This is a genomic window from Siphonobacter sp. BAB-5405 (assembly GCF_002872335.1).
GTDB lineage: Bacteria > Bacteroidota > Bacteroidia > Cytophagales > Spirosomataceae > Siphonobacter.
The window spans coordinates 374034-386366 of record NZ_NJAG01000036.1 but is presented as its reverse complement, the minus strand read 5'-3'; the positions used below and the strand labels follow the sequence as shown (position 1 = coordinate 386366).

Sequence of the window (12333 nt, the reverse complement as noted above, 5' to 3'; positions counted from 1 at the left end):
CCGTCTACGTTGTAAGGAACCTGATAAACGCCTGATGATGCCCGCATTCATTCGATCCCTGGGAATTGGTTTACTTGCCTTGGCCGCTATTACCGGACTGAACGCCCAAACTTCAACGCCGCTCGACTGGGCCGTTCGGATGGCTGATTCGGACATGCAGCGAAATCCGAAGGGCTGGATGCTGGATTTTTCGAAAGAACCCCGCTGGAATTACTGTCACGGTCTCGTTTGTACGTCGCTGGAGAAACTTTGGAAACGACAGGGCGACGCCAAATACTACGCCTACATCAAGGAGTACGCCGATGACATGATTCAGCCCAATGGGACCATCAAAACCTACTCCCTGGAAGCCTATAACATTGACTGGGTCAATCCCGGCAAGTTCGTTTTTGCCCTCTACGAAAAGACGGGTGACGAAAAGTACAGAAAAGCTCTGGCGATGTTACGGGACCAGATGCGGACGCATCCCCGAACAAGTGAGGGCGGCTTCTGGCACAAAAAACGCTATCCTTCCCAAATGTGGCTCGATGGGTTGTATATGGCGACGCCATTCCTGGCTCAATACGCCCAAACCTTCCGAGAACCAGAGCTTTTCGACGAAGTAGCCCGACAGATCACGCTGATCGATCAGCATCATAAACAGCCCGGTACGAATCTCTACGTACACGGTTGGGATGAAAGCCGTACGCAGGCCTGGGCCGATTCTCTGACGGGTCGCTCACCGCACGTCTGGGGTCGGGGCTTGGGCTGGTATGCTATGACGCTGGTGGATGTACTGGATTATTTTCCGAAAAACCATCCCAAACGGGCGAACATTCTCCGTATTACCAAAACCCTGGCCGAAACGCTGCAACACTACCAGGACCCCGCTACGGGCCTTTGGTATCAGGTCATGGACGTCGGAGCCAAGCCAGGCAATTACCTGGAATCTTCGGCCTCCACCATGCTGGCTTATTTTCTCGTGAAAGCGGGGCGGCAGGGCTATGCCCCCGAGGTTGCTTTGAAGGCTGGCAGGAAAGCCTATCAGGGAATTCTTATGCATCAACTACGCACGGAATCGGATGGAACCTTGGCCATTACCGACGCCTGTGCTGGAGCGGGACTGGGCGGCACACCTTACCGCTCGGGGACTTTCACATATTACGTTGAGGAAGCCAAACGCGATAACGATCCTAAATCCGTAGGGCCTTTTATTCTGCTGGCTCTGGAAATGGATCAACTCAGGTCCAGCCGTTAGGCATCTTCTCCCGGTACTCTATTTTTAGGTCTATGCAAAAAATTACATTACTAGCCGCCGGATTGTCGCTAGGCTGCTCAGCCCTGGCACAGGTCAAACCCTCGGCTGAACTTTCAACCGTTTGGGTAGCGGATCAGGGGAATGGAACCTACAAAAATCCGATACTGCATGCCGATTATTCCGATCCGGACGTCTGCCGTGTGGGAGCTGATTTTTACCTGACGGCTTCGAGTTTTGATGCCGTTCCGGGCCTGCCCATTCTGCATTCGAAAGACCTGGTTAACTGGTCACTGATTGGCCATGCCCTGCGACGGCAGCCGCCTTTCGATCATTTCTCCAAAACTCAGCACGGCAATGGCGTTTGGGCTCCAGCAATACGCTTTCACCAAAATGAATTTTACCTGTATTACCCGGACCCTGATTTTGGTATTTACCTGACCAAAGCTAAAAATCCGGCGGGCCCCTGGTCGGAACCCGTGCTGGTGGAAGCCGGAAAGGGATTGATTGACCCCTGTCCGCTCTGGGACGACGATGGCCAGGTTTATCTCGTACACGGCTGGGCGGGAAGTCGGGCCGGCATCAAGAGTGTCCTGACCGTTAAAAAACTCAACGCCGCCGGAACGAAGGTACGGGATGAAGGCGTGCTGGTCTACGACGGACATGCCCTGGACCCGACGGTGGAAGGGCCTAAATTTTACAAGCGAAACGGCTACTACTACATTTTTGCTCCGGCGGGAGGTGTTTCCACAGGCTGGCAACTGGTGCTTCGCTCGAAAAACGTCTACGGACCCTACGAACGGCGGGTGGTCATGGATCAGGGAAAGTCGCCCATCAATGGGCCGCACCAGGGGGCTTGGGTAACTACGCCTCCCGTTAAGGGTAAATCGGAGGATTGGTTCATCCATTTTCAGGACAAAGGAGCCTACGGGCGAATCGTGCATTTGCAACCCATGCAGTGGGTAAACGACTGGCCAGTCATTGGCATGGATGCGGACAAGGACGGTAAGGGCGAGCCCGTACTAACCCACCGGAAACCGAATGTAGGCAAGACTTACCCCAAAGCGACGCCACCCGAATCGGATGAATTCAATCAGCTGACCCTCGGGCGGCAGTGGCAATGGCAGGCCAACCCGCAGGGCATCTGGCACATGCTACAGCCGGAAGGTTTTCTGCGACTGTATTCCTACCAGGCTCCTGCCGAGGCCCGGAATCTGTGGAACGTTCCCAATGTACTTCTGCAAAAATTTCCGGCGGAAACATTTCAGGTTACCACTAAATTGACATTCACGCCCAATACCAGGCTCGACAACGAGAAAGCGGGACTGGTAGTGATGGGCTTGCGTTACGCCAGCCTGTATTTGAAGAGTCAGAAGCAGGATATTGAACTCGTATCAGCGGTTTGTGAAAAAGCGGCGGACAATCAGCCGGAAAGCGAAAAACATCTTACCTCACTGAAGACCGGACAACCCGTCTATTTGCGACTGGAAGTACGCCCCGGTGCCCGCTGTCAGTTTAGCTACAGTCTCAACGGAACGCAGTACACAAAAGCCGGAGCCGAATTTAAGGCCGAAGTAGGCCGCTGGATTGGAGCCAAAATGGGTTTGTTCTGTACACGAACCGCCCAGATCAATGATTCCGGATACGCCGATGTGGACTGGTTTCGTGTTGAACCCTTACCTTAACAAAGCCCATGAACCGCTATCTACTGATTATCTTTCTGGTATTGTTAAATCTGTCGGGCTGGTGTCAGCGTCGGGTGATTACCGTGGCTCAGGACGGAAGCGGCGACTTTCGACGCGTACAGGAAGCTCTTTCTTCCGTACCCAGTCCCAATGCCGAACCCGTAACCATTCGAATTAAAAAAGGTGTCTATAAAGAAAAATTAGTGCTGGATTCAACCCAGCATCACGTCACCCTGATCGGCGAAAATGCCCAAACGACGGTTTTAACGTTCGATGATTACAACGGCAAGATCAGCCCTTCGGGGAAACCCTTCCGAACCTTCGATTCGAGTAGTTTTACGGTGAAAGCCAACGATTTTCGGGCCGAGAATCTCAGTTTTGCCAACAGCTCCGGCCCCGTAGGTCAGGCCGTGGCGGTATTCGTTCCCGGCGACCGGGCGGCGTTTATCAACTGCCGTTTTCTGGGTTTTCAGGATACGTTGTACCTGGGTATGCCGGGTCAGTACGGACGGCAGTATTACCAGAACTGTTACATCGAAGGTACCATCGATTTCATTTTTGGTTCGGCGACAGCGGTGTTTGATCGCTGTACCATTCACAGCAAACAAAACGGACCTTACGTCACGGCAGCCTCTACGCCGGAAGGTAAGCCCTATGGTCTGGTTTTTCTGCATTGCGAACTCACGGGTGACGATCCGGCGGGTACCGTCTACCTGGGAAGGCCCTGGCGGGATTACGCGAAAACGGTTTTTCTGTTCTGCAAATTAGGGAAACACATTCGGGCAGAAGGCTGGCACGATTGGGATAAACCGCAGGCCCGACAGACGGTCGTTTACGCTGAATACGCTTCCAAAGGACCGGGAGCCAATCCGAAACGTCGCGTTGCCTGGGCCAGGCAGCTTTCGAAAGCAGAAGCCGAAACCTACCAAATTCCAACGATTCTGGCGGGTGAGGATCATTGGAATCCCTTAACCACGGATAAACGATGAGCCGGTATTTGTTGCTTCTGTTGAGTAATCTTTTCATTGGAACGAGCTGGGCTCAGCTGGGGCCTACGGGCGGTCGGGATACCAGCTTTAGTATTGCGGGTTCTTTCATCCGAGAGCTAAAATACCATCCTGAACTACAATTAGCTCCTCCGGATTTACCAGTTAACGTTCGTAAAACAGCTGCACAGACGTATACCCGGACCCCTGCGGGGCGGGAACTGCAACTTGAGGTATTTCACCCCACCTCCAGGAAGCTCCGACCAGCCATTCTGATGATTCACGGGGGGGGCTGGCGGTCGGGGGACCGTTCGCATAACTATACCCTGGCCGGACAACTGGCCGCTCGGGGGTACGTAACCGTAACGGCCGACTACCGTTTATCGACCGAAGCTTTGTATCCTGCCGCCGTTCATGACTTGAAAGCAGCGATACGCTGGATTCGCCGCAACGCCAAAAGCTATGCGATTGATCCACGTAAACTTGCCGTACTCGGTTTTCGGCGGGTGGGCAACTGGCAGCGTTGATCGGCACTACGAACGGTAACGCCGCCTTTGATGCCTCAGGTGCTTCGGATTCCAGTAACGTTCAGGCTATTGCCGATCTGGATGGAATCCTGGGCTTCATTCATCCGGAGTCGGGCGAAGGGGATGATTCGAAGTCTACCTCGGCGGCTACGTACTGGTTTGGGTATTCGAAAACGGAAAAACCGGACTTATGGAAACAGGGGTCGGCTTTAACATACGTGGGGCCTACAACCCCGCCGACACTCTTTCTGAATAGTTCAGTAGCCCGAATGCACGCCGGACGGGATGACTTTATCGCCGTTCTCAATCAGCACGGCATTTACTCCGAGGTACATACGTTTGAAAATGCCCCGCATACCTTTCTGTTTTTTGAACCCTGGTTTACGCCAACGCTGGCTTACATAGATGGCTTTCTGCGACGGGTATTTTCCTCTTCCAACTAATCTGATGAAACAAATTCTGATTTTTGTCTTTCTGTACCTGCTGGCGTACGTAAGTCAGGCCCAAACCGTAACCTACCCAAGCTCTTTTACCGTAGCCGCCGACGGCAGTGGAGATTTTAAAACCATTCAGGAGGCCGTCAATTCCTTTCGCGATCATTCGCAGGTACGGGTCAGGCTATTCGTTAAAAATGGTATTTATACCGAAAAACTCGTCATTCCTTCCTGGAAACCGAACATTCACATTCAGGGTGAAAGTAAGGAAGGGGTGATTATTACGGGCGATGATTTCTCAGGGAAAGCGTATCCGGGCGGTAAAGACGCTACGGGCAAGGACAAATTCAGTACTTATACTTCCTATACGGTGCTGGTGGATGCTCCCGACATTATCCTGGAAAATCTCACGATTCGTAATACCGCTGGTCGGGTGGGACAGGCCGTGGCCCTGCACGTAGAGGGCGATCGTTTTGTGTGCAAGAACTGCGTATTGTTGGGAAATCAGGATACGCTGTATGCCGCTCGGGAAGGGAGTCGCCAGTATTATCTGAATTGTCAGATTGAGGGAACGACGGACTTCATTTTTGGTAAGTGCATGGCCGTTTTTCAGAATTGTACGATCAAAAGTTTGTCGGATTCGTATATCACTGCCGCTGCCACACCTGCCTATCAAACGTACGGATTTACGTTTCTGGATTGTACCCTAACTGCCGACCCGTCGGCTACGAAAGTATACCTGGGTCGTCCTTGGCGACCGCAGGCGAAGACGATCTTTATCCGTACGGAAATGGGAGTCCATATTTTGCCCGTGGGTTGGGATAACTGGCGAAACCCGGAAAATGAACAAACCGTGCTATACGCTGAATTCCAGAGCCGGGGACCGGGAGCTCGAACCACAGAACGGGCAAAATGGTCGAAACAGTTAACGGCAGCTCAGGCCAAGACTTATACAGCGGAACGGATTCTGGCGGGCGGGGATGGGTGGAAGCCCTGGTGATTGGGGGATGACGTGATATCCTACGGTCCCGGTTTCCTGCATTGGTTCCCCGCATTGCATGCGGGGCTATTGAGGTTGAACCCCTTCGGGGTTGGAGGGATCATAGGAAAAGAACAGAAGTTTAAATTCACTCTTTTCCATTCCAAATTTCTCCCTGAAACTCGGTAAAACTACCAGGACGCGTTGTCCGTAGCATTTGCTACGGGGTTATATTAATTTGAACTCTCCAGAATTAAACTACTTGCTCGAAGAGGAGTATGGGAAAAGAACAGAAGTTTAAATTCACTCTTTCCCATTCCAAATTTCTCCCTGAAACTCGGTATAAACTATCAGGACGCGTTGTCCGTAGCATTTGCTACGGACGCAAACGTTGGTAGGCTGTGCCTACCGGACTGGACGCACCCCGCATTTCATACGGGCTGTTGAGTTCGAACTAGTGCAAGATTCATGGGTAAAGACGTTTTAATTTATAGACGTATATATATAAGAGTTAGTGCATGCCAAACGATTCGTTCGCTTATCAGATTAAGCGAACGGATCGTTTGGCATACCCGCACAACCAGGCTCGGATGACAAACTTTTCTACTTTAACGAAAAGGCCTTTGCTCCGTTGGCAAAGACGGTCTGATTGGTCTGAACGTCCGTTTTTTGTATGTGAATATCCTGACTGCGTTCGCCGTTTACCGAAAATAGAATCGGCATCTTACCCGCGTATTCGACTGAATTAAACGTAAGGTGCTGACTATTTTCAATAAAGACCAGCGGCTCAACTGTATTCGTTACCAGTTGTACCTGATCGAGACTAATCCCGCGGGCGTCAATGAGTTCTACACCCCGTTCAGTTTCCAGAATCAGGTTTTTCATACGCACCTGCTGAATGGGCATTTCAGGTAATCCACGAACGAAAACCCCCTTTTTAGCTCCCTGACACACGATATTTTCAAAGACCATATTTCTAAAAACGGGTGTGCCTTCATTGACAATGGGTCGCTCGTCGCGGGGGCTGTCGGTCGCGAATTTTACGAAGTAGTACATATCAAAAAAGATGGCCTCCTGAGCAATGTCTTTCATGAAAATGTTACGGGCGTAGATATGTTCAACCACGCCGCCCCGACCCCGTACGGATTTGAACCGCAGCCCTTTATCCGTTCCCATGAAGGTACAGTTGGATACAAACAGATACCGGGCTCCGCCGCTCATTTCACTGCCTACCACAAAACCGCCGTGACCATTATAAACGATGTTGTTACGAATGATTCCGTTTTCGGTCGGAACGCCGCGTTTACGGCCTTCTTCGTCTTTCCCCGATTTGATGCAAATGGCGTCATCGCCTACATCGAGCGAGCAGTCTTCTACGAGAAAGTTTTTGCAGGATTCAATGTCCATACCGTCTCCATTGTGAGCGTATTCCGGATTTTTAACGGTCAGCTTACGCAGCGTCAGGTGCTGGCAAAGGAGCGGATGCAGACACCAGGCCGGAGAATTCTGGAAGGTGAGTCCTTCGAGTAACACCTTTTTGCATCGCAACAACACGACCAGATTGGGACGTAGAAAATCCTTCATGTCAGCAAAGTCGGAAAGGGATTTGCCCGACGTCAGGAGCATACTTTTATTCTCCTGACTGGCTGTTTTAAAAGCGACACTCGGGTACCAGGTTTTCTGGTCATCGCTCAACACGCCGCCGGAAGCTAATTTTTCCTTCCATTGCGAATCGGTTAGCTGACGCTGATGGACGGCTCGCCAGACATCGCCGTTACCGTCTACGATACCCTGACCGGTCAGGGCCACATTTTCCAGATCCGTACCCGAGATGGGGGACTGGTTACGGGCGGCCGCTTTACCTTCGTAAAAGCCTTCGGTTAAAGCATATTGTGATTTATCCGGCGTGAAAAGCAACGTCGCAGCTTTTTTCAGGTGCAGGTTGACGTTACTTTTCAGAACGACCGGACCACTCATCCACAAACCCGCTGGAATCACGACAACCCCACCGCCTTTCTGACTACACTCGGTAATGGCCCGGTTGATGGCTTTCGTATTCAGCGTCAGACCATCGCCTTTGGCTCCGTAGGAAGTAACCAGAAAGGTATCGGCCCGAAAGCGGGGCTGGTCGATCACGGGTAGATTCTCCCAGCTATAGGTCTGCTGAACCTGAGCGAAGAATGGCTGTAGCAGTAAACCTAAACTGGCCAACCGGAGTAAAAAAGGGATTCGCAACATAGCTGAAAAATTAGCCTTTAGGCAATCTTGACTGTACAGAAAATAAACGGCTGTAGGGGTCTATGTAAGGGGTAGTACTCGCAAGCAATATCAAAAGAATTCGAACGGAAATACGAAATGGGTAAACCAGCGATGCTTACCTCGGGCGGACCGAGCAGATAACGCAAATGATGGCTAATGCCTGTCGGTACTGGTGAGCGTAAACATGCCTTAGTTGAAAGAAAGACGCTAGAGGGAATAGGTGCCCCTTACTTTATTGCCTGCCCAGAGCGTCTAGTTCAGCTTCTCTGGGTGTTGTCGCTTGGAAGTGTTTCTAAAAAAGATCTTTTTATATCGTCTTGAATAGAAGGAATTTTCTACTCATCACTACGACCGACTATTAGTCTATTTCTATTCCAAGGCAGAGTAAGCTCTACCCTTTTGGAAATTTGTTATTCACCTAGACTGAGTTTGGTCCTCCTTACTGGCTGTTCGGTAGCCCCTGAGCCTTCCAGGCTGGACCCCTCCACGACTAACGACATCCTGCTCTAAGCCACCGCGTTGCGGCTGTCGTAGGTCGTTCCGTTGCTCAGGGGCGGGAGAGGTTTTCTTCTTGTAACTGTAATCTATTCAAGTTATTAGTTGTGGTTAGTAGTTGTTAAAAGACAGCCGAAACCTTCATGGACGACTTAAATCCAGGCCCCGTCCTATCGCATTCCATGCCGGGCTCAAGCCGCCTACCATTCCATGGTGGCTCCCTCAGCAATGCGGTGGCTTTGAGTAAGAGGAAGTCAGCGGTGGGCGTGCCGGCATGGAATGCATACGGACTGAAAAACCAGCCGCCTCAGCGGGACGAAGTTGTGGTCCAGTAATCTAGCAAACTTCGATTACGAAATGACCAACCGTCTCATCGGGACGAAAACAGCACTGTCCTTGAATAAAGTACTACGATGGTTTTGAGCAGATGCTTAACCGCCTATATCTCACTTTGAACCATGCAGGTCGTACCAAGACAAAATAAATTATTCTAAAAAAAAATAAATTTTTTACTGGATAAGTCACATGAATTACGTCTTGTGTATCGAAGGGTCTTTCGATCCCCACCTTCTCAACGTATTCCTAATACGACTTCAGAACTACGCTGATTATGAACAAACACGTACCTACTCGCCGCAGGTTGTACGAATACCTGCTGGCTTGCACCATTGGTTTTTTTCTGTTGCTGGGCCTGAGTGTTCAGGCTCAGACCTCCAGAACCCTCACGGGTACCGTTACGGATGAAACCGGAGCCACCTTACCCGGCGTGAGCATTCTTCGAAAAGGCTCGCAGCAGGGAACCACCACCAACGAAGAAGGAAAGTATCGACTCACCTTCAGTGAAGCAGGAGCTACCCTCATTTTTTCTTACGTAGGTTATACGCCACAGGAAGTCGCTGTAGGAGCCGGATCGGTGTTGGACGTCGTATTAAAAGCCGATTCCAAAGCTCTTTCGGAAGTGGTCGTTGTAGGTTACGGCACCCAGAAAAAAGCGGAGGTAGCCACCGCCGTAGGTAGTATTGAAGGAAAAACGATCGCCGATCGGGGTACGGTAAGTCCTTTACAGGGGGCTCAGGGTCAGATTGCGGGGGTGGATATTTCCGCCGGTTCGGGCCGGGCCGGGGCGAGTTATTCCGTGCAGATTCGGGGTCAGAACTCTTTGGCGGGTGGTCAGCCGCTGTACGTAGTGGACGGCGTTATTGTTCCCGACATCAACTTTCTCAACCCGCAGGACATTGCCAAAATGGACGTATTGAAAGACGCCGCCTCAACGGCTATTTACGGTTCACGGGGTTCCAATGGGGTAATTCTGGTGACGACCAAGGGCGGTTCAAGTGCCAAAGGTCGCACGACGATTTCCTATGACGGTTACGTGGGGATTCGGGAAGTAGCCCGGATGCCGAACTTCATGACGGGTCCCGAATGGTGGGAGTATCGCCAAAACACGTTTATCTCTCCCGAACTCATTGCCGGACGAACTAACTACGATAACACCATCGGTAGCCTGGGAAACCCAGTGGTGCAACAACGGGTAGCCAATGGTGATTATACCAACTGGCGGGATTTAGTACTGCGGACGGGTACGCAAATGAACCACTGGCTGACCATTTCAGGAGCGAGTGAAAAAAATACCGTGCAGTATTTGATTGGTGCGGGTTACCAGAAAGAAAAAGGTAATCTTTTGCAGGAAAGTCTGGATCGGTACAACTTCAAAGCCAGCGTGGATGGCCGGATGAATGACCACTGGTCGGCCGGCATGAGCGTTAACTTCTCGCTTTCCGACATTGAGCGGGGTAGCGATGATGCCGTACGGAATGCCTTCAACATGGCTCCGATTTTCAGTCCCTACGATGCGAATGGCAACCTGATGTTCCGGCCCGGACAAATTCCGGTACCCAATTCCACAACCATTTCGAGTTTTACCAGTACGGTAAACCCTTTGCTGGAAATTCCCAATACCGAGAACAACAACCGCCGCTTGTTCGGGGTCGGAAATCTGTACTTACAATATGCGTTAAATGACTGGCTGGAATTACGCTCGACGTTTTCGCCGAGTGTAAATTTCGAGCGGAACGGTCGGTACTGGGGCTCCCTGACCGGCGTAGGCGATGGTCTCTTACCCGATGCTCAGCGTTCTAACGCTCAATCTCTTTCGTACATTTTCGACAATATCGCGACCATCCGTAAAAACCTCGGCGATCACCGCTTTACATTCACGGGTCTGTTCAGTATGCAGAAGGATCGCTTTGAAGGCGATGGCCTACGGGTGAACGATCTGCCCTTCAACTCTTCGTACTACAACCTGGGGTCTTCCACCAACCGTCAGTCGGGTACGAGTTACTTCCGGCAGGTGTCGATTCTTTCCTACATGGCCCGCCTGAACTACGTGTTCAAGAATCGTTACTTCGCTACGCTGGCCACGCGTTGGGATGGTTCCTCCAAACTGGCCGAAGGACACAAGTGGTCTACGTTCCCTTCACTGGCGGTGGGCTGGCAATTGTCGGAAGAAAACTTCCTGAAATCAGCCAACTTTATTTCGGATCTGAAACTCCGCGTGAGTGCCGGTATTGCGGGGAACAACAACAACATCAGTGCGTACGAAAGCCAGATGAACCTGAGCGATCCCACCTTCTACGATTATGGTGGAACGGTTGCTCTGGGCTACGGCCCCAGCCGACTGCCCAACCCCGGTCTGACCTGGGAACGTACCCGTGAGCTGGATTTTGGTCTGGATTACGGATTTTTTAACGGTCGGATTTCTGGTACGTTGGATGTCTATAACAAGCTTTCGCGGGGCATTTTGATGAATCGTGATATTCCCATTGAAACGGGCTGGTCCTCAATTAAAGACAACGTAGGATCGGTACGGAATAAGGGCATCGAGTTCTCGTTACGGACCGTGAACGTCTCGACGAAAAACTTTACATGGTCAACCTCCTTCAATTTTGCCCGGAATAAAAACGAAATCGTCGATCTGCTGGATAAAAAAGAAGATTTGGTGGGGAACTGGTGGTTTATTGGCCGACCCATCAATGTGAACTACACCTACGTATTTGACGGTATCTGGCAGGAGAGCGAACGCGAACAGGCCGTTAAATACGGTCAGTTACCGGGTCAGGCTCGCGTCAAGGATTTGAATAATGACGGCAAGATTAGTAGTGCGAACGACCGGGCCATCATTGGTCAGAAAGACCCGAAATGGACGGGAGGCTTTTCGACGCAGTTTACGTATAAAAACTTTGATCTGTCGGCCTCGATGTTTGCCCGCCAGGGAGCTCAGGTGTATAGTGCCTTCCACAGCATTTTCCTGAACTACTCCGATCGCGGTACGAACAAAATCTACGAAGACTATTACATGGCCGATAATAAGGTGACGCCTTCCCGGGTATCCAATACCTATCCCATGCCGAATAACATCGGTCCTTACTGGGCGGGTGTATCGGGCGTCGGCTATTACAAAGATGTATCCTTCGTGAAAGTTCAGAATATCGTATTAGGCTACACGTTACCGACAACGCTGGTGGATAAAATCGGTGTGAAAAGCCTGCGGGTGTACGCCAACGTGCTGAATCCTTTTGTCTGGACGAAGTACAACGGCTTTGATCCTGAATACGCCAGCGGTATTGATCCGACCACGACTTCTAACGTGTCGAATACTACCACGGGCAATATCAATAACACGGGTCCGAGCACCATTACGTATCAATTTGGTCTGAACCTCAAATTTTAAACGA

6 protein-coding genes and 1 pseudogene are annotated in these 12333 nt (G+C 51.1%); 6 read left to right on the top strand and 1 reads right to left on the bottom strand.

Annotated elements, in window-relative coordinates; genetic code table 11:
- Positions 1-34 precede the first annotated feature (34 nt).
- From BWI97_RS20870 to BWI97_RS20850, 5 genes and pseudogenes are all read left to right on the top strand, one after another.
- The gene (locus BWI97_RS20870; RefSeq protein WP_233207929.1) at positions 35-1237 is read left to right on the top strand and encodes a glycoside hydrolase family 105 protein; all 1203 of its coding nucleotides are present in this window, start codon (positions 35-37) and stop codon (positions 1235-1237) included.
- A 32-nt stretch (positions 1238-1269) separates the two neighbouring features.
- The gene (locus BWI97_RS20865) at positions 1270-2919 is read left to right on the top strand and encodes a glycoside hydrolase 43 family protein (protein ID WP_102202634.1); all 1650 of its coding nucleotides are present in this window, start codon (positions 1270-1272) and stop codon (positions 2917-2919) included.
- A gap of 8 nt (positions 2920-2927) precedes the next feature.
- Complete coding sequence (locus BWI97_RS20860; RefSeq protein ID WP_102202633.1) at positions 2928-3908, top strand: pectinesterase family protein; 981 nt, start codon at positions 2928-2930, stop codon at positions 3906-3908.
- Positions 3905-4875 (top strand): annotated as a pseudogene (locus tag BWI97_RS29285) (alpha/beta hydrolase fold domain-containing protein). Before BWI97_RS20860 ends, BWI97_RS29285 begins: the two are co-directional and overlap by 4 nt.
- Before the next feature lie 4 nt (positions 4876-4879).
- Complete coding sequence (locus BWI97_RS20850) at positions 4880-5866, top strand: pectinesterase family protein (protein WP_102202678.1); 987 nt, start codon at positions 4880-4882, stop codon at positions 5864-5866.
- A 582-nt stretch (positions 5867-6448) separates the two neighbouring features.
- Here BWI97_RS20850 and BWI97_RS20845 read toward each other — a convergent pair.
- Positions 6449-8083 carry a glycoside hydrolase family 28 protein gene (locus BWI97_RS20845; protein ID WP_102202632.1) on the bottom strand — a complete coding sequence of 545 codons (1635 nt, stop codon included), beginning with the start codon at positions 8081-8083 and terminating at the stop codon, positions 6449-6451.
- Positions 8084-9209: 1126 nt separating this feature from the next.
- On the opposite strand from BWI97_RS20845, the gene BWI97_RS20835 reads away from it, so the two are divergent.
- On the top strand, positions 9210-12329 hold the full coding sequence (locus BWI97_RS20835) for a TonB-dependent receptor (protein WP_102202630.1): 3120 nt from the start codon (positions 9210-9212) through the stop codon (positions 12327-12329).
- The last annotated feature ends 4 nt before the right edge of the window (positions 12330-12333 follow it).